This window comes from Millisia brevis NBRC 105863 (assembly GCF_001552615.1).
GTDB classification, from domain to species: Bacteria; Actinomycetota; Actinomycetes; order Mycobacteriales; family Mycobacteriaceae; genus Millisia; species Millisia brevis.
The window spans coordinates 120,718-142,432 of sequence record NZ_BCRN01000013.1 but is presented as its reverse complement, the minus strand read 5'-3'; the positions used below and the strand labels follow the sequence as shown (position 1 = coordinate 142,432).

At 68.9% G+C, this 21,715-nt stretch carries 20 protein-coding genes; 13 read left to right on the top strand and 7 right to left on the bottom strand.

Annotated elements, in window-relative coordinates:
• Positions 1-79: 79 nt before the first annotated feature.
• Both atzF and MB1_RS17815 read right to left on the bottom strand, forming a co-directional pair.
• Positions 80-1,828, bottom strand: coding sequence for an allophanate hydrolase (gene atzF / locus MB1_RS17820; protein ID WP_084352082.1), 1,749 nt, complete (start codon positions 1,826-1,828; stop codon positions 80-82).
• A 57-nt stretch (positions 1,829-1,885) separates the two neighbouring features.
• A complete protein-coding gene (locus MB1_RS17815; protein WP_066910338.1) occupies positions 1,886-2,602 on the bottom strand; it encodes a GntR family transcriptional regulator in 717 nt (238 codons plus the stop codon).
• Between the two features lie 304 nt (positions 2,603-2,906).
• On the opposite strand from MB1_RS17815, the gene urtA reads away from it, so the two are divergent.
• The 7 genes from urtA to MB1_RS17780 all read left to right on the top strand — a co-directional run bounded on the left by urtA (position 2,907) and on the right by MB1_RS17780 (position 10,689).
• Complete coding sequence (urtA, locus tag MB1_RS17810) at positions 2,907-4,178, top strand: urea ABC transporter substrate-binding protein (protein ID WP_066910334.1); 1,272 nt, start codon at positions 2,907-2,909, stop codon at positions 4,176-4,178.
• 13 nt (positions 4,179-4,191) lie between these two features.
• Positions 4,192-5,076 (top strand): urea ABC transporter permease subunit UrtB, encoded by an 885-nt coding sequence (gene urtB / locus MB1_RS17805; protein WP_066910331.1) that lies wholly within the window; start codon positions 4,192-4,194, stop codon positions 5,074-5,076.
• Positions 5,073-6,176, top strand: a complete 1,104-nt coding sequence (urtC, locus tag MB1_RS17800) for an urea ABC transporter permease subunit UrtC (RefSeq protein ID WP_066910328.1) — start codon at positions 5,073-5,075, stop codon at positions 6,174-6,176. The genes urtB and urtC overlap by 4 nt, the downstream gene beginning before the upstream one ends.
• Positions 6,173-7,081, top strand: a complete 909-nt coding sequence (urtD, locus tag MB1_RS17795; RefSeq protein WP_084352080.1) for an urea ABC transporter ATP-binding protein UrtD — start codon at positions 6,173-6,175, stop codon at positions 7,079-7,081. Before urtC ends, urtD begins: the two co-directional genes overlap by 4 nt.
• Complete coding sequence (gene urtE, locus MB1_RS17790) at positions 7,081-7,773, top strand: urea ABC transporter ATP-binding subunit UrtE (protein WP_066910325.1); 693 nt, start codon at positions 7,081-7,083, stop codon at positions 7,771-7,773. The genes urtD and urtE overlap by 1 nt, the downstream gene beginning before the upstream one ends.
• Positions 7,774-7,888: 115 nt before the next feature.
• Positions 7,889-9,610, top strand: coding sequence for an amidase (locus MB1_RS17785; RefSeq protein WP_066910514.1), 1,722 nt, complete (start codon positions 7,889-7,891; stop codon positions 9,608-9,610).
• A 35-nt stretch (positions 9,611-9,645) separates the two neighbouring features.
• Complete coding sequence (locus MB1_RS17780; RefSeq protein ID WP_066910322.1) at positions 9,646-10,689, top strand: agmatine deiminase family protein; 1,044 nt, start codon at positions 9,646-9,648, stop codon at positions 10,687-10,689.
• A gap of 84 nt (positions 10,690-10,773) precedes the next feature.
• Here the strand turns inward: MB1_RS17780 and cysC are convergent, their stop codons facing one another.
• The 3 genes from cysC to MB1_RS17765 form a co-directional block, all read right to left on the bottom strand.
• Positions 10,774-12,708 carry an adenylyl-sulfate kinase gene (cysC, locus tag MB1_RS17775; RefSeq protein ID WP_066910319.1) on the bottom strand — a complete coding sequence of 645 codons (1,935 nt, stop codon included), beginning with the start codon at positions 12,706-12,708 and terminating at the stop codon, positions 10,774-10,776.
• Positions 12,709-12,779: 71 nt separating this feature from the next.
• A complete protein-coding gene (stf0, locus tag MB1_RS17770) occupies positions 12,780-13,568 on the bottom strand; it encodes a trehalose 2-sulfotransferase (protein ID WP_066910316.1) in 789 nt (262 codons plus the stop codon).
• Positions 13,569-13,612: 44 nt separating this feature from the next.
• Positions 13,613-15,076, bottom strand: a complete 1,464-nt coding sequence (locus MB1_RS17765) for a sulfatase family protein (protein WP_084352078.1) — start codon at positions 15,074-15,076, stop codon at positions 13,613-13,615.
• 225 nt (positions 15,077-15,301) lie between these two features.
• On the opposite strand from MB1_RS17765, the gene MB1_RS17760 reads away from it, so the two are divergent.
• Positions 15,302-16,081: an isochorismatase family protein gene (locus MB1_RS17760; protein WP_169801692.1), complete on the top strand. Its 780-nt coding sequence runs from the start codon at positions 15,302-15,304 to the stop codon at positions 16,079-16,081.
• Between the two features lie 84 nt (positions 16,082-16,165).
• The gene (locus tag MB1_RS17755) at positions 16,166-17,110 is read left to right on the top strand and encodes a phytoene/squalene synthase family protein (protein ID WP_084352076.1); all 945 of its coding nucleotides are present in this window, start codon (positions 16,166-16,168) and stop codon (positions 17,108-17,110) included.
• An 18-nt stretch (positions 17,111-17,128) separates the two neighbouring features.
• On the opposite strand, the gene MB1_RS17750 is transcribed toward MB1_RS17755, so the two are convergent.
• A complete protein-coding gene (locus MB1_RS17750) occupies positions 17,129-18,106 on the bottom strand; it encodes a LysR family transcriptional regulator (RefSeq protein ID WP_084352106.1) in 978 nt (325 codons plus the stop codon).
• 70 nt (positions 18,107-18,176) lie between these two features.
• Here MB1_RS17750 and dapA point away from each other — a divergent pair, with 70 nt between their 5' ends.
• The 3 genes from dapA (at position 18,177) to MB1_RS17735 (ending at position 20,508) form a co-directional block, all read left to right on the top strand.
• A complete protein-coding gene (dapA, locus tag MB1_RS17745) occupies positions 18,177-19,052 on the top strand; it encodes a 4-hydroxy-tetrahydrodipicolinate synthase (protein WP_066910307.1) in 876 nt (291 codons plus the stop codon).
• Between the two features lie 128 nt (positions 19,053-19,180).
• Positions 19,181-19,873, top strand: coding sequence for a winged helix-turn-helix transcriptional regulator (locus MB1_RS17740; RefSeq protein ID WP_066910304.1), 693 nt, complete (start codon positions 19,181-19,183; stop codon positions 19,871-19,873).
• A complete protein-coding gene (locus MB1_RS17735; RefSeq protein ID WP_369406876.1) occupies positions 19,870-20,508 on the top strand; it encodes a maleylpyruvate isomerase family mycothiol-dependent enzyme in 639 nt (212 codons plus the stop codon). Before MB1_RS17740 ends, MB1_RS17735 begins: the two co-directional genes overlap by 4 nt.
• 32 nt (positions 20,509-20,540) lie before the next feature.
• Here the strand turns inward: MB1_RS17735 and MB1_RS17730 are convergent, their stop codons facing one another.
• Positions 20,541-20,900, bottom strand: coding sequence for a GNAT family N-acetyltransferase (locus MB1_RS17730; RefSeq protein ID WP_084352074.1), 360 nt, complete (start codon positions 20,898-20,900; stop codon positions 20,541-20,543).
• A 181-nt stretch (positions 20,901-21,081) separates the two neighbouring features.
• Here MB1_RS17730 and MB1_RS17725 point away from each other — a divergent pair, with 181 nt between their 5' ends.
• The gene (locus MB1_RS17725) at positions 21,082-21,633 is read left to right on the top strand and encodes a YceI family protein (RefSeq protein ID WP_066910298.1); all 552 of its coding nucleotides are present in this window, start codon (positions 21,082-21,084) and stop codon (positions 21,631-21,633) included.
• Positions 21,634-21,715 lie beyond the last annotated feature (82 nt).

Below are 21,715 nucleotides of genomic sequence, written 5' to 3'. Positions count from 1 at the left end.
TAGCGGAGGGCCGGTCACCCCCGAAGGGATCGCACCTCGCCGTCGGTCGGTGCGCACCGCCGGCAGGCGGGACGACCGATCAGGCCAGCGACGCCAGATACGCCGGCCAGCCCCCGAACGAGGTGATGTCGGTGCCATCGGAGGTCGCGTCGTGCGTGGCGGTGAACCCGACCACCCACCGACCGTCGGCCAGTTCCACCGAGGTCAGCGCCATCGGCGCCGGGAGCGCCGCGAGAAAGCGGCCCAGCCCGGCCTCCGAGAGCCGATAGAGCTCCCCGGCGATCGGACGGCCGGCACCCGGTGCGGAACGGACCAGCCCCGGCTTGGGCGGTGTGGTGTTCAGCGCGGTCAGCCGATAGGCGTCGCTGGTGACGATCGACGCCACGAAGCGGGCCCCGAGGTCCTGCAACTGCCCGTGCAGCGGCTGCCCCTTGAGGTGGGCGCCGAAGACGGCCAGTTCGACGCCGCGGCCGACCAGCGGCGGCGCCGACTGTCCCGCCAAGCGGCCGGCGAGGTCCACCGCGACCTGATCGGCGAACGCGGGTACGACGAACATGACGCCGAAGGGCAGGCCCGCGGCGGTGTCGGCACCCGGCACCGCCACCGCGGCGAGGTCGAGCAGATTGCAGAAGTTGGTGAACGTGCCCATCCGCCGGTTGATCGCGACCGGCTCGGCGGCGACGGCGACCAGGGACGGGTGCTCGGTCGTGGTGGGCAGCAGCAGCCCGTCGAAGCCCGCGAGCAGCTCGAGCGCCGCGGCCCGGATCCGGGTCAACGTGTCGAGATCGTTGACGAAGCTGTAGCCGGCGACGTCGTGGGCCGAGCGGATGATCGCCGAGACGGTCGGATCGGCGCCGGCCGGGGCGCCGTCGAGGAAGGGACCGACCGCGGCGTACCGCTCGGCGACGATCGCGCCGTCGTAGAGCAGCCGGGCGGCGTCCAACAACTCGGAGATGTCGACCTCGGCGATCTCGAACCCGTCGTCGGCGGCCGCGCGCACGGTCCGGTCGAAGGCATCCCGATAGTCATCGGACAGGTTGATCAGATTCTCGGCGACCGGGACCGCGATCCGCGGCCGGTCGGGCGCGGACACCAGCACGTCGCTCGGCCAGTCGCGGCCGCGCGGATCGCGCGGATCCGGCCCCGACATGATCGCCGTGGCCACCACGGCCTCGGCGAGGTCACGCGCGAAGACCGTCAGCGCGTCATAGTCGACGCAGGCGGGGACGAGGCCGTGCACCGGAATGATGCCCAACGTCGTCTTGATCCCCACGATTCCGTGCAGGGCCGCCGGCACCCGGCCGGATCCGGCGGTGTCGGTACCGATCCCGATGTCGACGAGGTCCAGGGCGACGGCGACCGCCGATCCGGAGCTCGATCCACCGGACACCAGCTCGGGGTGGTGGGCATTGCGCACCGCCCCGTAGGGGCTGCGGGTGCCGACCAGTCCGGTGGCGAATTGATCGAGATTGGTCTTGCCGATCACGACCGCGCCCGCGTCGGTGAGCCGCTCGACCGCCACGGCGGTGACGTCCGGCAGGTAGGAGTACTCGGGGCAGGCGGAGGTGGTCGGCAGGCCGGCGACATCGACGTTGTCCTTGACCGCGACCAGCCGCCCGGCCAGCGGCAGACTCTCGCCGTCCGCCAGTCGGCGCTCGACCTCCTCTGCGTCGGCCAGGACCTCGTCCTTCGACCGCAGGGTGATCCACACCTCCGGGCGGTCGACCTCGGCGATGCGCCGATAGGCGGCCTCGACACGCTGTGTCGGTGACACCCTCACGACGGCTGCCCCGCCTTCCGTGGACACGGTCACGTCCTCATCTCCCATCGCAGTCGAGGGTGGCCCCGGTTCGACCGGGGGTGGGTCTTCATGGAGGTCACGGACCTATTCCGATCCGGTCGCCAGGGACATCGCGACGATCGCCCGGCTGACCCGGTCGAGGACCACGTCCAGCGATTCGCCGATATGCTTGTGCAACAACGACAACGCGAGCGGAAGCCGGTCGGCGAGGACCGCCTCGAGGATCGCCAGGTGCTCGGCGATCGTCACTTCCACCCGGTTGTTGACGATGAAGTCGTACATCCGAACGTGCCGAATCCGCGCGTTGACCCCGCGCAGCGCTCGCACCATCTCGGCATTGCCCGCCGCGGTCAACAGGGCGACGTGGAACTCCTCGTCGGTCGCGACGAATCCCGGTTCCTGCGGCGGGGGGTCGGCCTCGAGATCCTTCCAACGGCGGTATTCCGACTCGAGCAATTCCCGATCGTGCGTGACTCCGGGATTACCGATAGCGCGCTGAATACCGGCCAGTTCCAGAGTGATTCGCAACTCGTACAGGTCGCGAATCAGGGGAATGCTCGGCCGAACCGGGCTGTAGCCGAACTCCTCGCGCTGAACCAGACCGTCCGCGCAGAGCCGGGTGAGCGCCTCGCGTACCGGGGTCCGGGATATACGAAACCGACCCGCCACTTTGGGTTCGGTGAGCCGGTGCCCGAACGGGATTTCGCCGTTCATGAGTTCCGAGCGCAGCGTCGAGTACACCAATTCGCACAGGTTTGCATTCACAGCGGTACTCGGAGCTGTGCGCGATGCCGTCGACATACCTGTATACGTTACCCACCTGGGCTTTCCTTCGCATCTGAGGTATCGAACCGGGTGAAATCGCGGCTTCCAGCGGGCGAACAGGTCGTTAATGCTGCCGTTACACGTGGATATGTAGCAGCAACAGATTGGTCCTAATGTCCGGGTCGGCGTCGGCGGCAGACGTCACATGATCCGGTCGGCGATGACGCCCTTTACCTCGCATGTTCACCAGCAACTCCCGCGCCATCCCGCTTGTCACAACGCACTCCTCTGTCACAACGCACGCCTCAAGGGCCGCACCGTTATCCATGAAAGGCTTTCGATGTTAGGTTCTGCTCGCCCGCAGTTGAGAAAGTCGGTGCTCGGCGCCGGAGCGCTCACCCTGGTCTCCGTACTCACCCTGGCCGGCTGCGGCAGCCGCGCCGGCGACGAATCATCGTCCGCCTCCAGCGCCGAATCCTGCGTCGACACCGAGGGTTCGACGATCAAGGTCGGCTCCCTCAACTCCCTGTCCGGCACGATGGCCATCTCGGAGGTCACCGTCCGCGACGCGATCGCCCTGGCCGTCGAGGAGATCAACGCCGACGGTGGTGTGCTCGGCAAGCAGATCGATCTGATCGGGGAGGACGGCGCCTCCGAGCCCGCGGTCTTCGCGGAGAAGGCCGAGAAGCTGATCAGCAGCGACTGTGTCGCAGCGGTATTCGGCGGCTGGACCTCATCGAGCCGCAAGGCGATGCTGCCGGTCTTCGAGAACAACAACTCGCTGCTCTACTACCCGGTGCAGTACGAGGGCCTCGAATCGTCGCCGAATATCTTCTACACCGGCGCGACGACCAACCAGCAGATCGTGCCCGCTCTCGACTATCTCAAGGAGCAGGGAATCACCTCGCTCTACCTGGTCGGCAGCGACTACGTCTTCCCGCAGACCGCCAACCGCATCATCAAGGCGTACGCGGAGGCCAACGGGATCGAGATCCTCGGTGAGGATTACACCCCGCTCGGCTCGACCGACTTCTCCACCATCGTCAACAAGGTGCGCACCGCCGGCGCCGACGCGGTCTTCAATACCCTCAACGGCGACTCCAACGTCGCGTTCTTCCGCGAATACCGCAACGTCGGTCTGACCCCGCAGGAGATGCCGGTCGTCTCGGTGTCGATCGCCGAGGAAGAGGTCGGCGGTATCGGTGTCGAGAACATCGAGGGCCAGCTGACCGCCTGGAACTACTACCAGACGATCGACACCCCGGTGAACAACACCTTCGTCCAGGCGTACAAGGACAAGTACGGCCAGGACAAGCCGACCTCCGATCCGATGGAAGCGGCCTACGTCTCGGTCTACCTGTGGCGCAACACCGTCGAGGCGGCGGATTCGTTCGATGTCGCCGCGATCCAGGACGCCGCCGGCGGCGTGACCTTCGAGGCCCCCGAGGGTCTGGTCACCATCGACGGCGACAACAACCACATCACCAAGACCGCCCGCATCGGCGAGATCCGTGGTGACGGCCTGATCTACACGATCTGGGAGTCGCCCGGTCCGATCGAACCGGACCCGTACCTCGAGTCCTACGATTGGGCCGAAGGACTCTCGGGATAATCGGCGCGGACGCATGGATGTCCTGATCGGACAGCTGGCAACAGGATTGAGCCTCGGCTCGATCCTGTTGCTGGCCGCGCTCGGCCTGTCGCTGACCTTCGGGCAAATGGGCGTCATCAACATGGCGCACGGCGAGTTCATCATGGCCGGTTGCTACACCGCTTACGTGGTGCAGCAAGTCTTCACCACCGCGGGTGTGTCCCTGTTCATCTCGCTGATCGTCGGCTTCCTGGTCGGCGGCCTGCTCGGGGTGCTGCTCGAGGTCACCCTGATCAACCGGATGTACCACCGACCGCTCGACACCCTGTTGGTGACCTTCGGCGTGGGCCTGGTCCTGCAGCAGGTCGCCCGGGACATCTTCGGCGCCCCGGCGGTCAACGTCGTCGCGCCGTCCTGGCTGGCCGGTGGCGTCGAGATCTTCGGTGCGGTGGTCCCCCGAACCCGTATCTTCATCCTCTTCCTGGCGATCGCCTGCGTCATCGCGCTGGCGATCATGCTCAAGGTCAGCCCGATGGGTCGACGGATCCGAGCGGTGGTACAGAACCGCGATCTGGCGGAGACCAGCGGTATCTCGTCGCGCCGGACCGACATCACGACCTTCTTCATCGGGTCCGGTCTCGCCTCGGTCGCCGGCGTTGCGCTGACCCTGATCGGGTCGACCAGCCCGACGATCGGTCAGAGCTATCTGATCGACGCCTTCCTGGTGGTGGTCGTCGGCGGTCTCGGGCAGATCAAGGGCACGGTGATCGCCGCCTTCGGCATCGGCTTCCTCAACTCGTTCATCGAGTACAACACGACCGCATCGCTGGCCAAGGTGATCCTGTTCATCCTCATCGTGATCTTCCTTCAGGTCCGTCCGCAGGGCCTGTTCTCGGTGCGCACAAGGAGTCTCGTATGAGAACCCTCTTGGGTCGCTGGCAGACCTGGGCCGGTTTCGGTGTCGCGGCCCTGCTGCTGTTCGTCGCCGCTCCGGCGATGCTGTCCACCTTCCGGCTCGGCCTCTTCGGCCAATTCCTGTGCTACGCGATCGTCGCGGTCGGCATCGGTCTGGTGTGGGGTCGCGGCGGCATGCTGGTTCTGGGTCAGGGCGTCTTCTTCGGCCTCGGCGGATACATGATGGGCATGCATCTGAAGATCGCCGACGCCCAAATCGCCGGTTCGGACGTCCCCGACTTCATGTCGATCTCCGGGCGCAACGAACTGCCCGGCTACTGGGTGCCGTTCACCTCGCCGCTGGTCACCCTGCTGGCCATTCTGTTCATTCCGGCCGGGATCGCCGCAGCCCTCGGCTTCGGCGTCTTCAAGCGGCGCGTCAAGGGCGCCTACTTCGCCATCCTGTCGCAGGCCCTGGCCGCGGCGATGGCGATCCTGCTGGTCGGCCAAACCGGCCTGGGTGGTTCCAACGGGCTCAACGGATTCCAGACCTTCTTCGGCTTCCGCCTGTCGGACCCGGTCAACAAGCAGATGCTGTACTTCATCGCCGCCGGCACCCTGCTCGCGGTCGTGGCGATCGTCCGCCAGCTGATGTACAGCCGGTACGGCGAACTGCTCGTCGCGGTGCGCGACAGCGAGGAACGGGTGCGCTTCCTCGGCTACGACCCCGCCAATATCAAGGTCTTCGCCTACGCGGTCGCCGCGCTCTTCGCCTCGATCGCCGGCGCGCTCTTCGCGCCGATCGTCGGCTTCATCACCCCCTCCCAGGTCGGCATCCTGCCGTCGATCGCCTTCCTGATCGGGGTGGCCATCGGCGGACGGACCACCCTGCTCGGCCCGGTCCTCGGGGCGATCGGCGTCGCCTGGGCACAGTCGCTGTTCTCCGAACGCTTCCCGTCCGCGTGGACCTACGGGCAGGGCCTGTTGTTCATCATCGTCATCGGCTTCTTCCCCGCCGGACTGGCCGGCCTCGCGGTCTTCCTGCGACGCCGCAAGCGAGCGGCCGATCCGCCCGCCGCCGATACCGAGCGGGTCGAGGCGAAACTTTCCGAGGGGGCGTCATGACCGGAGAGGGCACCTTGCCCACCGCGGCCCACGCCGAACCGGTGGTCGGCGGCAACCTCGGTATGGGCACCGAGTATCTCCAGATCCGCGATCTGACCGTCGATTTCGACGGATTCAAGGCGGTCAACGGGGTCGACCTGACCCTTTTCCAGGGCGATCTGCGGTTCCTGATCGGCCCGAACGGCGCCGGCAAGACCACGGTGATCGACGCGGTCACCGGCCTGGTGAAGGGCAGCGGCTCGATCAGCAAGTCCGGGGTCGAACTGCTCGGCAAGAAGGTGCACCAGATCGCCCGCGCGGGCGTCGGTCGAACCTTCCAGACCGCCAGCGTCTTCGAGCAGCTCACCGTCCTGCAGAACCTCGACATCGCCGCAGGCTCCGGCCGGTCGGTGTGGACGATGCTGCGTCGACGACACGGGGTGCTGCCGGTGATCGAGGAGGCCCTCGAGACGATCGGCCTGACCGCCCTGGCCGATTCCCCGGCGGGCATCCTCGCCCACGGTCAGAAGCAGTGGCTCGAGATCGGGATGCTGTTGGTGCAGAACGCCGATGTCCTGCTCCTGGACGAACCGGTGGCCGGTATGAGCGCCGAGGAGCGGGAGGAGACCGGAAACCTCCTGCGCCGCATCGGCAGCGAGCGGACGGTGGTGGTCGTCGAACACGACATGGACTTCATGCGGGCGTTCGCCACCTCGGTGACCGTGCTGGCCCGCGGCCAGGTGATCGCCGAGGGTTCGGTGGCCGAGGTCCAGGCCAACCCGAAGGTCCAGGAGGTCTACCTCGGCACCGCCGCGGCGGGCGCCGAGGATGCGATCGGTCCGGTCGACACTCCGGCCACCCCGTCGTCCGAGGACTCCCCGTCCGAGGAATCGGACGGTCCGTCGCTGACGAAAGGTGATGGGTAATGCTCGAACTGGTGGATGTGACCACCGGCTACGGCCGCACCGAGGTGATCCACGGCGTCTCGATCACCGTGCCGTCCGACGGTGTCGCCGCGGTGATGGGACACAACGGCGCCGGCAAGACCACCCTGCTGCGCGCGGCGGTCGGTCTGCTGCGCTGCACGCGAGGATCGGTGCTGTTCGAGGGCCGCGACATCACCAAGCTGCGGCCGAGCGCCCGCGTCGCGCTCGGCCTGGCCTACGTGCCGCAGGGCCAACAGTCGTTCGGGCAGTTGACCACCGCGGAGAACCTGCAGGTGGTGGCCGACGGCCGCAAGAACGGCAAGGCGCTGATCGACGAGCAACTCGATCTCTTCCCGGCGCTCAAGGAGTTGCTGCAGCGGCGGGCCGGTCTGCTGTCCGGCGGTCAACGCCAGCAGCTGGCGATCGCCCGCGCGCTGATCACCGAACCGAAGATCCTGATCCTCGACGAGCCGACCGAAGGTATCCAGCCCTCCGTGGTCGCGGAGATCGAGGAGACGATCACGGCGCTGACCGCGCGCGGGGATCTCGGGGTGCTGCTGGTCGAGCAGCACATCGGCTTCGCCCTCGAATCGGCGCAGCAGTACTACATCCTCGAATCCGGGCGGGTCACCTCGACGGGCAGCGGCGGCGCCGACTCCGAAGAGGACGTCCGGGCGGCGATGAAGATCTGATCCCGCACCGAAATCCGACCTTTCGGATACCGTGGGCGACGGATATCGCCGGCTCGGCCACCGCCTGCTCGGTGGCGGGTCGGCGGCGGCTTCCGGGCGGCGAGAGGGCGTGGCGATGACCGGCTGGGATGTTGTCGAGGCGAGCATCGCCGAACTGCGCGATGCCCTCGAGCGTGGGGCGGTCACCAGCGTCGGCCTGGTCGAGGCCTATCTGGCCCGCATCGACGCCTACGACGGGCGCGGCCCGCGGCTCAACGCGATGGTCGTGATGAACCCCGACGCCGTCGAGCAGGCGCGGGCCGCCGACCGCCGCCGAGCCGACGGGGCGGTGCTCGGCCCCCTCGACGGCATCCCGTACACCGCCAAGGACAGCTACCTGGCGGCGGGCCTGACCGCGGCCGCGGGCTCGCACGCCTTCGAACACCTTGTCGCCCAGAAGGATGCCTTCACCATCGAACGCCTGCGGGCTGCCGGCGCGATCCTGCTCGGCCTGACGAATATGCCGCCGATGGCCAACGGCGGGATGCAGCGCGGTCTCTACGGTCGCGCCGAAAGCCCCTACAACGCCGACTATTTGACGTCGGCTTTCGGCTCGGGATCATCCAACGGCTCGGGTACGGCCACCGCGGCGAGCTATGCGGCCTTCGGCCTCGGTGAGGAGACCTGGTCGAGCGGCCGCGCCCCCGCGACGAACAACGCGCTCTGCGCGTACACCCCGTCGCGCGGCGTGATCTCGGTGCGCGGCAACTGGCCGCTGGTCCCGACGATGGACGTCGTCGTCCCGCATACCCGGTCGATGGCCGACATGTTCGAAGTGCTCGACGTGATCGTCGCCGACGACCCCGATACCCGCGGCGACTTCTGGCGCAGCCAACCGTGGGTGGCCATTCCGCTCGCCTCCACCGGCCGCCCGCCGTCCTACCCCACCCTGGCACCGGGTGATCTCGACGATGCCCGAAAGATTCTCGCGGGCAAACGGTTCGGGGTTCCGCGCATGTACATCAACGCCGATGCCGACGCGGGAACCGCACCGGACCCCGGTATCGGTGGGGCGACCGGTCGCGCGATCGAGACCCGCGCGTCGATCATCGACCTCTACCGCGCCGCCCGCGCCGATCTGGAGGCGGCCGGCGCCACGGTGATAGAGGTCGACTTCCCCGTGGTGTCGAACTACGAGGGCGACCGACCGGGCGCCCCGACGATCCGCACGCGCGGGCTCGTCTCGCCGGAGTTCCTGGCTGTCGAAATCCGCGACCTGTCCGCGTGGGCCTGGGACGATTTCCTCGCCGCCAACGGCGACCCGACACTCAACCGCCTCGCCGACGTCGACGGTTCGTTGATCTGGGTGCATCCGGAAGGGGCACTGCCGGACCGGGCGGACGGCTTCGGCGACAGCATCGACACCTATCCGGTGTTCATCCGCGAGCACCCGATCGAGACGTTCACCGATATCCCCCATCTGGAGGATGGGGTACGCGGTCTCGAGGAGACCCGCCGGGTCGACCTGGAGGTCTGGATGGACGATCTCGGGCTCGACGCGGTCATCTTCCCGACCGTCGCCGATGTCGGGCCGGCGGATACGGACGTCGAGCCGGCATCCGCGGACCTCGGCTGGCGCAACGGCGTCTGGGTCGCCAACGGCAATCTCGTACCGCGCCACCTCGGCATACCGACCGTGACCGTGCCGATGGGGACCATGGCCGACATCGGCATGCCGGTCGGGCTGACCTTCGCCGGCCGCGCCTACGACGACGTCGCTCTGCTCACCGCGGCGGCAGCCTTCGAAGCGACCGGCCGCCGACGCACCTCGCCGCCGCGCACTCCCCCGTTGGCCTGATCCCCGGCCGAGTCTCCCGATCGAGAGGTAATGCCATGACCGACCACCCCTCAACCGAGACGTTCCGGATGCCCGCGGAGTCGGCGCCCCAGGATCGGGTCTGGATCGCCTTTCCGCCCGACGGCTATTCGCTCGGCGACTCCGAGAAGGCCAAGCACGAGGCGCGCTCGACGTGGGCGGCGGTGGCACACGCCGTCGCCCGATTCGAACCGGTGACGGTGGTGGTCGACCCGGCCGGAGCCGCCGACGCCGCGCGTTACCTGTCGGCGGACGTCGAGGTGGTCGAGGCACCGCTGAACGACGCCTGGATGCGCGATATCGGACCGACGTTCGTGCACGCCGCGGACGGCAGCGTGCGCGCGGTCGACTGGGTCTTCAACGGCTGGGGCGGCCAGGGCTGGACCCGCTGGGACAAGGACGCGAAGATCGGTACCTTCGTCGCCGAGCAGGCCGACATCCCCGTGGTGTCCTCGGCGCTGGTCAACGAGGGCGGCGGCATCCAGGTCGACGGCCTGGGCACCGTATTGGTCACCGAGACCGTACAACTCGACCTCGGCCGCAACCCCGGCCTGACCCGCGAGGCGGTCGAGGCGGAGCTGGCCCGCACGATCGGCGCCACCCACGCGGTATGGCTGCCGCGCGGCCTGACCCGCGACTACGAACAGTTCGGCACCCGCGGACACGTCGACATCGTCGCCGCGATCACCGCGCCCGGCCGGATCGTGCTGCACAGCCAACGCGACGAATCCCACCCGGACTTTCAGGTGTGCAAGGAGATTCGCGCGGTCCTCGAGGAGTCCACCGACGTCGCCGGCCGCGAATGGGAGATCGTCGAGGTGCCGGCGCCCGAGACGCTGAAGGATGCGGGCGGATTCGTCGACTACAGCTACATCAACCATCTGGTGGTCAACGGCGGCGTGATCGCCTGCAGCTTCGGCGATCCGCGCGACGCGGACGCCGCCGCGATCCTGGCCGAACAGTATCCCGGCCGCGAGGTGGTGACCGTCGACGCGCGGCCGCTGTTCGAACGCGGCGGCGGTATCCACTGCATCACCCAGCACCAGCCCTCGGCGCGCTGACCGCCGCCGCGCCGCCGACACGACGTCGCCCCGACCGCCATGAGCGATCGGGGCGACGCGGATCGGGGCGACGCGGGGGTCGGATCAGCCGTCGACGATGCCGCGCTCGACGAGCACCTTGAGCACGCGCAACGCCAACTCGTCGGTATCGGCACCGGTGGTGTCGAAGCTCAGGTCCGGGTCGGTCGGCGGCTCGTAGGGGCTGTCGACACCGGTCAGCCCGGCGAGGGTGCCGTTGCGGGCGCGCTCGTAGAGCCCCTTGGGATCCCGACGTTCGCACTCCTCGAGCGGGGTGCTGACGTGGACCTCCACGAATTCGAGGTCGGCCGCCCGGTGCAGTTCGCGGGCGACCTCGCGGTCGGCCTGCAGCGGCGAGACCAGCGAGGCGATCGCGATGACGCCGGCGTCGGCGAACAGCCGGGCGAGGTGCCCGACCCGGCGGATGTTCTCCGCGCGGTCCGCCGGCGAGAAGCCGAGGTCGTCGGAGATGCCGTGGCGGATGTTGTCCCCGTCGACGAGGTAGGCGACCCGGCCGCGTTCGACCAGCAGCCGTTCGAGGGCCACCGCCACGGTCGACTTGCCCGACGCCGGCAATCCGGTCAGCCAGACGGTCGCGCCGCGCTGACCGGTCAGCTCCCAGCGCTGGGACCGATCGAGCGAGCTGGGGTGCCAACGGATATCGCCGCGCGGGGCACGCCGATCGACCGCCTCGCGGGCCTCGAGGATCGCACCGGCGCCGACGGTGTCGTTGGTGGCCTCGTCGATCAGGATGAACGCGCCGGTGTCCCGGTTCTCCCGGTACAGGTCGACCACCACGGGCGCGGAGGTCCGCAGGGTGACCGTCGCGATGTCGTTGAGCACCAGCTCGGCCGGATCGTCGTCCTCGAGCAGCGTCTCCGGGTCGAGTCGCCGGGCCAGGCTCGCCACGGTCGCGCGGACCACGGTCGGACCGTGCTTGAGGGTGAACCGGTCACCGGGGCGCAGCGGCGTCTCGGAGAACCAGCAGACCGATGCCTCGATCTCGCGGGCCGACTGCGGCAGGTGCGGGTTGTCGATTCCGGAGATGACGACGTCGCCGCGACCGATGTCGATGTTGTCGGCGATCTGGATCGACACCGACAGCGGCGCCACCCCGACGGTGCGATCGTCGTCGAGGGTGTCCAGGGAGGTCACGACGCTGCGACTGCCGGAGGGCAAGACCTGAATCGGGTCGCCGACCTGCAGGGTCCCGGCGGCGAGGCGGCCGGTGTAGTTGCGCTTGTCGGTGTCGCTGGGGCGCGAGACCCACTGGATCGGAAGCCGCAGTTCGCGCGCCTCGGGCGCCGGGGCCCGCAGCTCGACCGCCTCGAGGTATTCGAGCAGCGTCGGGCCGGTGTACCAGGGTGTGTTGTCGGAGCGGAAGACCACATTGTCGCCGTGCTTGGCGGCGACCGGGATCGCCGGAATGCCCTCGTCGCCCTCGATGCCCACCTGCCGGGCCAGATCGTTGAGATCGGCCTGCAGTTCGTCGAAACGCTCCTGCGAGTAGTCGATCAGGTCGATCTTGTTGATCGCCGCGATGACGTGCGGGACCCCGAGCAGCGTGGCGATGCGCGCATGTCGACGCGTCTGCAGCAGCAGCCCGTGTCGGGCGTCCACCAGCAGCACCGCGACGTGGGCGTTCGAGGCGCCGGTGAAGGTATTGCGGGTATAGCGCTCGTGGCCGGGGGTGTCGGCGAGGATGTAGTTGCGGGTCTGCGTCGAGAAGAACCGGTAGGCGACATCGATGGTGATGCCCTGCTCGCGTTCGGCCCGCAGCCCGTCGGACAGCGCGGCGAGGTCGACGTCGCCGTCCTCGGCGGTCACCGCGGACAGGTGGTCGGTCGGCAGGCTGCCGGTGTCGTGCAGCAGTCGTCCGATCAGGGTCGACTTGCCGTCGTCGACGCTGCCGGCGGTGGTCAGGCGGAGCATCTGCCGATGACGAGTGGCCGCACCGTCGACGGGGGTCTCGGTGGTCTCGGTCGGGGAGGGCACAGTCATCGGCTGGTGAACCTTCTCTCGTGCGGTGTGGATCGGTGCGGGGGCGTCCGCGGGGTCATGTCGGATCAGCGCTAGGAGGGATACCCGAAACGCGCGGCGTCCTGTCGGTAGCGGTGCGCCCACTCCTTCGAGCGCGCATTGGACTGGGGCTTGAGCGGCGGCGGCGGGGCCAGGGCGGGGTCCTGGCCGATCGCGGCGAGCACCGAGGCGGTCGACTCCACCGGATCGGACACCAGGTGGGTGAACGGAATCACCATCGGCTCGATCGACTCCTCGGCGAACCAGGATCGCCAGGAACGGTCCTGATGGCGAAGGATGCGGGCCAGATGGGCGATGCCCTCGGCGTGATAGACCGCGCCGTCGTCGGCCGATTCGGTGCCCGACTCGTCGCGCCACACCTGGGTCTGGACCGCCCGCCACATCGAGACCGCCTGCGGCACCAGATCCTCGCGGTGGACGTAGACGTAGAGCGGATCGACGCCGTCGAAGAGCCCGCGGATCGCGGTGCGCAGACTGCCCGAACCGACCCGCGTATGCCCGACCAGCAGGGGCGTCTGGTTCCACATCAGCTTGCCGCCCCAGACACCGTTGTCGGTGCGACCGGCCGCGAGGACGTCCGCCCTCCACTCGTCGTAGCCGCGCTTGTCGACCTCACCGTCCCGGATCGGGGCGAGCAATTCGAGGATCTCCGGGTTGTCGACACCCGCGAACCACTCCCGAGGCTGCGGCGCCAGGGACGACGACGCGAAGTACTGGAAGAACTCTCCGGGACGGCCGGCGACGCCGGTCGCACCCAAGGACTCGACGAGCAGCGTGCTGCCACTGCGCTGACTCGCGCACACCAGGTAATTCCGCGTCACGGCGGCCAGTGTAGCGGCGCGAAAAGGCCCCGCAACCAGGCGCTTTAGACCCTTTGCGAGTGGAACTCTTTACTTTTTTGACCCGATATGTATCGACTGGGCCGACTATCGGAGCGTCCACGCCCCAGGGACAGGTCGCGCCGCGCCCCCTCGGGCTGCCGCGAGGGCAGAGCTTCCTCGAGGCGGTCGGCCTCGGCGGCCTTGGCGTGGAAGCGCGCCATGAACCGGCGCGCGATCGCCTCGCCGATCTCCGGATCCGGCAGCACGTCCCCGGTCGACCGACGCCACCGCGCCAGCAGCTCGCCCATCTCCGCGACGACCGCACTGTACTGCGGATCATCCGCCAGATTGACCCGTTCGTTCGGGTCCGCCGCCAGGTCGTACAGTTCGCGGGCCGGCCGGGGGTCGCGGGTCTGTCCGGCATCGAGCGACCGCGCCGAGGAGCTTTCCGCGATGTCGAGCGGGAGCAGCAGGGCCGGGCCCTCGACGTAGTTCTCGATATAACTGAACCGCTTGGTGCGCACGGCCCGGATCGGGTCGAAGGCGTCGTGATAGGTCTTCTCGCTGAACACTTCCGAGCGCACCGGCTGGGTCGAACCCTCGACGAGCGCGGCGGCGTGGGAGGTGCCGTCGACCGCCGCCGGCACGGCGACATCCAGCAGGTCGAGCAGCGTCGGGGTCAGGTCGACGCCGGAGAACAGGTCGTCGTAGACCCGCGGCGCGAGGTCCCGGTCGCGCGGCGGGCGGGCGATAAAGGCGATGCCGGTGCCCTCGGCGTAGAGGGTCGACTTCGCCCGCGGGAACGCCAGGCCGTGATCGGTGAAGAAGACGATCCAGGTCGAGTCGGCCAACCCCAGTTCGTCGACGGTCGCGAGCAGCCTTCCTACCGCCGCGTCGGCCTTCTCGATGCTGCCGTAGAGACCGGCGAGGTCATCGCGCACGTCCGGGGTGTCCGGCAGGAACGCGGGCACCGTGATCGCGGCGGTATCCGCGGGCAGGTACCGGTCGACCGGATAGGGCCGATGGGTCTCGAAGAAGCCCGCGGTCAGCAGGAACGGCCGGTCGCCGGCGTGCTCGCGCAGCCAGTCCTGCGACCGGTCGACGACGTAGTCGCACAGCGAGTCGGAGACGTCGACGGTGTCGAAACCGAGCGACTCCGGGTTGGCGCTCTCGTGCTGCATCCCGAACAGCGCGGTACGGTAGCCGACCTCCGACAGCACCGCCGGCAGGGTGCGCACCCCGGGCACGTACTCGAAGCCGTGGTGAGCCAGGCCGACCAATCCGTTGCCGTGCGGATAGCGGCCGGTGAAGATCGAGCCGCGCGCCGGGGAGCAGAGCGGGGCGGTCGCGTGGGCGTCGGTGAAGCGGATTCCCTCCGCGGCGAGAGCGTCGAGATGCGGGCTGGTCACGTCGTCCGCGCCGTAACACGCCAGATGTCGTCCGAGGTCATGCCAGTGAATCAGGATGACGTTCTCCCGCACGGAGCGGGATGGCTCGGTCGTAGGCATTGGCCAATAATGCACGATGTCCATTCACGCGGACGGGAAAGCATCGCACGCCCGGGCGGATTCGCACGGGTGCGGCGCGCGGACAATGGATCGAATCACGTCGATCACAACAGCGCGTTCCGCGCGCCGGCCGGCCTCGGGACCCGTTCGATCCCGCACGTCGTCGACACAATTGAGGGTAGGCTCAGCATCCTTGGACGACCGCTGGACCTTCGGGAGTGTCACGTGGCAAACGATCGGCAACGACGCCGAGGACGTACCCCGCTCGCCGCGGTGTCGCCCTATACCCTCGACCCGATTCCCGGGTTCGGCCCGGAGGCCTCGGTCGATCCGCATCGGGCGGTGCTGCTGATTCAGGACATGACCGGACCGCTGATCGCGCCCTTCGACCTGTCGGCGTCCACCGCCCAGTTCTCGATCGCCGTGCGACGAATCACCCGACTGGCCGACGCCGCCCGCAATGCGGGAGTGCCGGTGGTCTACGTCGACGCCGCGGACGGATCGACCGGTGGGGCGGCCCTGCTGGCGCAGTTGTGGCGGCCCGACGTCGAGCGGCCCGGTGCCCACCGTCCCGGTGGCGGACGGTCGGGCGCCAGGCGGTCGGGCGCCGAGCGGGCGGACGCCGGCGACCACGAGAGCGCTCCGCCGGCGTTCCCCGATCTGGCCCCGGTCCGCGGGGACACCGTGCTCTCCCGGTCCCACCACAGCGCGTTCACCGGTACCGATCTGCGACACCGGGTACGCGGATGGCGCCGCGATCAACTGATCGTCACCGGCGTCTACGCCCATATCGGCTGCCTGGCGACCGCGACGGCGGCGGCTATCGACAACATCGAACCGTTCCTGGTCCCCGACGCGACCGCCGATCTGGACGAGGAACGGCATCGCGAGGGCCTCGAACAGGCAGCCAGGGTCGGAGCGCGGGTGCGACCGACAGCGGACATCCTGCGCGACCTGAAAGCCGACCCCCTCGAAGACAACCCGCCGCCGCGCGGGCAGTGGTGATCCACCGGTACTGTCGGCGCTGACAGACCGCTTGCCCTCATCGGGGCGTGCGGGCGGCCATGCGGCGGGAAGGACCGGGCGGCGGTGGGTGTATTCGGTTGGCGCAGAACGTCACCGGACGATCCTCCCCGTTCGACGGCGGCCGGTGACGAGTCGGCCTACGACGTCGCGCTCGAGCGCGGCTATCGCGAGTGCGCACGCATTACCCGCCGATTCGGCACGACCTACTTCTGGGGTGCGGCGCTGTTGCCGCTGCGCGACCGTCGGCACGTGCACGCGATCTACTCGGTCTGCCGACTCGCGGACGACGTCGTCGACGATGCCGGCCCCGACGCCGATCGCGACGAGGTGCGCCGACGTCTGCAGGACCTGGCCGACGAGTTCTACCGAGCCTGCGAGGCGCCGGCCCCCGGTGGCTCGGAGGTCCTGCTCGCCGCAGCGAATTCCGTTCGCGAACGGGATGTTCCGCGCGAGAACTTCGAGCGGTTCTTCGCCGCGATGTCGCGCGACCTGACCGACTCCGCGTACGAGACCTGGGACGATCTGCTCGCCTATATGGAGGGCTCCGCGGCGGTGATCGGCGAGATGATGTTGCCGGTCCTGCTGGCCGGCGGTTCCCGCGCCCGCCTCGAGGCGGCGACCGAACCGGCTCGGCAACTGGGGTTCGCCTTCCAACTGACCAACTTCCTGCGCGACGTCGGGGAGGACCTCGACCGCGGCCGGGTCTATCTCCCCCGCGAGGACCTCGACCGCTTCGGCGTCGATATCGCGTCGCGGGAGGTCACGCCCGAGTGGAAACGCCTGATGGCCTTCCAGATCGAGCGCAATCGCGAGCTCTACCGGCGCGCCGAGGCCGGAATCCCCTTGCTACCCGGCCCTTCCGCCCGTTGCGTGCGAGCCGCGCACCGGCTCTACGCGGAGATCCTCGACCGGATCGAGGAAGCCGACTACGACGTCTTCACCGACCGGGCGCGCGTCCCCACCGGCCGCAAGGTCGCCGTGGCCGCCCTCTGCCTCGCGGGCCGCTGACCCGGGCGGTGAGCAGGGTCACCGACCTGCCCGGGATCGCACTCTGGGGAGTCCGGAAGCCACCGAGTGGCTGTCGAACTCCCCGAAGGCGCCCTGGTCGCCGTTGGGCGGGGTGCGTAGTGCTGCGGCGGCCCGGTGGAGGGCCGCGCGGACGGCGGCGGGCGCCGCACGGTCCCGGCTGCCGGCACGGAAGGCGATCCGGGTGCGGCGGCCGATCGGTAGGGCGGTGAGCACGACGGTATCGGGCAGGTCGGCCACCCCGAGTTCGGGAACGAGAGCCACCCCGGCCCCGGCGGCGACCAGGCGCAGGACGACGCCGAAGTCGTCGACGGTATGCGCCTGCCGAGGATCGAATCCGGCGGCCCTGCAGGTGCCCACCGCCATGGCGTGACACAACGTCCCCGGTGAGCCGAGGATCCATCCGCTGTCGCGGTGCTCGCGCAGCACGTCGGCGGTCTCCCCGACGGGCCGGGTCGAGGCGAAGTAGACCACCTCGTCGAGCAGCGGCTCCACCTCCACCCCCGGGCCGATGACCGACGGCACGTTGTCGTAGTCGTGCACCAGCGCCAGATCCCAGCGGTCGGCGCGAAGTCCGGCGGGCACCCCCGCCGGATCGACCTCGGTCACCTCGACGGACGGCCGCGGCTCGACGCTCTCGAGCGCACGCAACGCGGGCAGGACGATCGGCCCCAGCGCGGTGGAGAAGGCCGCCAATCGCACCGGAACGGCCGGTGCTTGTTCGTCGGTGACGACGGCTTCCGCACGTTCCAGGGCGGCGAGGACCGCCTCGGTCCGCTCGGCCAGTTCCCGCCCGAGCGGCGTCAGCTCGACCCGACGTCCGGTGCGCCGCAACAGCGGTCGCCCCACCTCGCGTTCGAGTGCGGTCAGCTGCTGGGAGACCGCGGGCGGTGTGTAGGCGAGCGCTTCGGCGACGGCGACGATGGTCCCGCGGTGGTGCAATTCGCGCAGCAGGCGCAGGCGGCGGACATCCAGCATCAGCACAGCTTAGGGTCGAATTCAGAAACAGTAACTGGATCTTACGAATGCCTGCTCGGACACTCGGACCATGACGTATCGCCCCTCGGGGATTCTGGTCCCCCAGATCACCCCCTTCACCGACGACGATCGCATCGCCGCGGATGCTCTCGAATCGCTGACCGCCGACATCCTCGATCGGGGCGCGACGGGCATCGTCGCCTTCGGAACCACCGGGGAGCCCTCCGCCCTCGACGATTCCGAGCGACGCCTGGTGTTGAGCATCTGCGACCGGGTATGCCGCGACCGCGGCGCGCCGCTGATCGTCGGCGCCGGGACGAACAACACCGCCGATACCGTGCGATCGATCGACCGTCTGGCCGGGCAGTCGACGGTGACGGCCGCCCTCGTGGTCGTTCCGTACTACGTCCGCCCCTCCGAGGCCGGCGTCGTGGCGCACATCCGTTACGTCGCCGACCGCAGCCCGGTCCCGGTGATCATCTACAACGTTCCCTACCGGACCGGACAGACGCTGGGTGCGACCGCGATCGCGGAGTTGGCCGATCACCCGACCGTCGTGGGGATCAAGCAGGCGGTCGGCGTCCTGGACACCGACACCCTGCGCCTTCTCGGCCGGCGCGATACCGACTTCGCCGTACTGACCGGCGAGGACATACTGGCGTCCCCGATGTTCGCACTCGGCGCGCCGGGCGCGATTCTGGCGACCGCCAACGTCTTCCCGGAACGGTTCGCCGAGCTGCTGCGCCTGTGGTCTGACGGTCGCATCGCCGAGGCGCGGGCGCTGGGCGATCGGTTGGCACCCGCGGCGGCGGCGCTGATGTCCGCGCCCAATCCGACGGTGATCAAGGCCGTCCTGCACGCGGCCGGTCGCATCCCGTCGCCGGCGGTGCGGCTTCCCCTGGTGCCCGCCGAGATCCCGGCGCGGTGGTCCGTCCTCGCCGGGTGAGCCGCCGCCCGGACGATCGGGCGCCGCCCGTGGCGGTAGTCGGCCGTGTTACCCCGTCTCACTCGATAGTGCTTGATAATCTAAAGTTACAACTGGAACATATCAACCATTGAGACAAGGACCGGGCGGTGCGCTCCTACAACCAGTTCTGCGCGATGGCGCGAGCCCTCGACGTGGTCGGCGACCGGTGGACGCTACTGATCGTGCGAGAGTTGTTGACGCAAGGGCCCTGTCGCTATTCGGACCTGCAGCGCGGGCTGCCGGGCATCGCCAGCAACCTGCTCGCCGACCGACTGCGCGATATGGAGGCCTCCGGCATCGTCGAGCGTCGCGAGGAGCCGCCGCCCATCGGGACGACGCTGATCCGGCTGACCGAACGCGGCCGCGATCTGGCCGGCGTGGCCCGCGAGCTGATCCGCTGGGGGGCGCCGCTGATGCTGACCCCGCAGGGCGACGCCGCTTTCCGGATGCACTGGTTCTCCATGCCGATGCGGTTCCTGGCTCGGGACAACACGCCCGAGGCACAGCCGGCGACCGTCCGGTTCGGGAGCCTGTCCGACGGCTGCGACGCGCTGATCGCCGACGGCAGCGTCGAGGTCGTCGCCTGCTCGACCGATCGGGAACCCGACGCCGTCGTCGACGGCCCCCCGGAGATCCTGGTCGCCCTGTTCACCGGCATGACCGATATCGCCGGAGCGATCGACGGCGGACTGGTCGTGTCGGGATCGATGGCGGCGGTCCGCCGCATGGTCCCCCGTCCGGGCCCGACCGCCGCACCCGACCGATCGACAACACCCGCCACCGGGAGGCTTCCCTCATGATGTCCGACGACGCGACATTCGCCGCGATCAGCGATGAACGACGGCGATTGGCAACTGTTTTCGAAGAATTCACTTCCGACCAATGGGCGACGCCGTCACTGTGCGCGGGCTGGTCGGTGCACGACGTCGCCGCCCACCTGGTCGTTCCGCTGGTGGTTCCGATGTGGCGGTTCGGGGTCGCGATGGCGCTGGCTCGCGGCAACTTCGACCGCGCGAACGTCGCGATGACGCGGCATATCGCCGACACCCGGGGCGATCGGTTGCCGGAACTGCTGACCGAGCACGCCGACAAGCGTTTCACCCCGCCCGGCCACGGCCCGCTCGCGCCGTTGACCGACGTGATCATTCACGGCCAGGACATCCTGCGGCCGCTGGGGTTGACCATCGCGCTCGATCCCGAACCCCTGGCCGCGGTGCTGGACTACGCGGCCCGCGGCGACTCGACCGAGCGCCCGCGTTTCGGCATTCCCCTGCGGTGGGAGGCCACCGATCTGGACTGGGCGCACGGCTCGGGTCCGGCGGTCACCGGACCGGCGATCGCGCTGGCCCTGATTCTGACCGGCCGGATGGCGGGCCTGGCGGACACCACCGGCGACGGCAGTGAGCACCTGCGGGCGGCGCGGACCGCCCGCTGACGGCCGACGGGTTGGGGCCGCCGACACCTCGGTCAGCCGCCGGGGCGCGGCTGATCGATCAGGTCGTCCCAGTCGTGATGGGTGCTCACGTACTTGGCGACGTAGGGGCAGACCGGCACGATCCGCAGTCCGGCCGCGGCGACGTCGTCGAGGGCGAAATGCACCAAACGTCCGGCCAATCCACGTCCGCCGTAGGCCGGATCGACTTCGGTATGTACAAAGACCCGACGATCGGTGTCGCCGGGGCGATACTCGGTCAGTCCGATGACCGACCCACCCTCGCGAATCTCGTAGCGATTCCGTTCGGGATTGTGCACGATCGTGATGTCGTCGATTGCGGATCCCGATGACACGGCCGGGTCGCTCGCCCGACCGTCCTGCGTATTCGTCACCCTGTTCAGCCTAGACTTTATAATTGACAGCGCAACTAGTCCTCCGACAACCCCTGTCCCACAGCCGTGACCGGCGCCACTCCGGATCGATCGAAGAATTTAGTTGCGCTGTCAAGGATCTCCTCGTAGAGTCACTTCCGTACAACTCTCAACCACCTGCGATCCCATGGCGGAGGCCACTATGACCAGCACCATCACCCTGCCCGGCCTGAGCACCGGCACCTGGGCCATCGACCCGGTCCACTCGACCGTCGGATTCACCGTTCGCCACCTCGTGGTGAGCAAGGTCCGCGGCACCTTCGACGTTTTCAGCGGAACCGTCACCGTTCCCGAGTCGGGCGTGCCGTCCGTCGAGGCCGAGATCGACGTCGCGTCGATCAGCACCAAGAACCCCGATCGTGACGCCCACATCCGTTCGGCCGACTTCTTCGACGCCGAGACCTACCCGACCGCGAAGTTCGTCTCGACCGGCCTGACCGCCGGCAAGGACGGCTACGTCCTCGAGGGCGACTTCACCCTGCACGGCGTGACCAAGCCGGTCGAGCTGGCGCTGGAGTTCAACGGCGTCAACCCGGGCATGGGCCACGGCGCGGTTGCCGGCTTCGAGGCCACCACCGTCATCAACCGCAAGGACTTCGGCATCAGCATCGAAATGCCGCTCGAGGGCGGCGGCGCGGTCGTCGGCGACAAGATCACCCTCAACCTCGAGATCGAGGTTGTCGCCCAGGCCTGATCCGGCCCGCACCACCGATTCGGCACCACCGATTCGGTGATCGCAGGACCCGGGGGCCGCAACGACGGCGCGCCCCCGGTGG

Bases quoted from the DNA above. Each gene is read 5' to 3' on its own strand.
- atzF (WP_084352082.1), bottom strand. From the start codon at position 1,828: ATGGGAGATGAGGACGTGACCGTGTCCACGGAAGGCGGGGCAGCCGTC.
- MB1_RS17815 (WP_066910338.1), bottom strand. From the start codon at position 2,602: ATGTCGACGGCATCGCGCACAGCTCCGAGTACCGCTGTGAATGCAAAC.
- urtA (WP_066910334.1), top strand. From the start codon at position 2,907: ATGTTAGGTTCTGCTCGCCCGCAGTTGAGAAAGTCGGTGCTCGGCGCC.
- urtB (WP_066910331.1), top strand. From the start codon at position 4,192: ATGGATGTCCTGATCGGACAGCTGGCAACAGGATTGAGCCTCGGCTCG.
- urtC (WP_066910328.1), top strand. From the start codon at position 5,073: ATGAGAACCCTCTTGGGTCGCTGGCAGACCTGGGCCGGTTTCGGTGTC.
- urtD (WP_084352080.1), top strand. From the start codon at position 6,173: ATGACCGGAGAGGGCACCTTGCCCACCGCGGCCCACGCCGAACCGGTG.
- urtE (WP_066910325.1), top strand. From the start codon at position 7,081: ATGCTCGAACTGGTGGATGTGACCACCGGCTACGGCCGCACCGAGGTG.
- MB1_RS17785 (WP_066910514.1), top strand. From the start codon at position 7,889: ATGACCGGCTGGGATGTTGTCGAGGCGAGCATCGCCGAACTGCGCGAT.
- MB1_RS17780 (WP_066910322.1), top strand. From the start codon at position 9,646: ATGACCGACCACCCCTCAACCGAGACGTTCCGGATGCCCGCGGAGTCG.
- cysC (WP_066910319.1), bottom strand. From the start codon at position 12,708: ATGACTGTGCCCTCCCCGACCGAGACCACCGAGACCCCCGTCGACGGT.
- MB1_RS17765 (WP_084352078.1), bottom strand. From the start codon at position 15,076: ATGCCTACGACCGAGCCATCCCGCTCCGTGCGGGAGAACGTCATCCTG.
- MB1_RS17750 (WP_084352106.1), bottom strand. From the start codon at position 18,106: ATGCTGGATGTCCGCCGCCTGCGCCTGCTGCGCGAATTGCACCACCGC.
- dapA (WP_066910307.1), top strand. From the start codon at position 18,177: ATGACGTATCGCCCCTCGGGGATTCTGGTCCCCCAGATCACCCCCTTC.
- MB1_RS17735 (WP_369406876.1), top strand. From the start codon at position 19,870: ATGATGTCCGACGACGCGACATTCGCCGCGATCAGCGATGAACGACGG.
- MB1_RS17725 (WP_066910298.1), top strand. From the start codon at position 21,082: ATGACCAGCACCATCACCCTGCCCGGCCTGAGCACCGGCACCTGGGCC.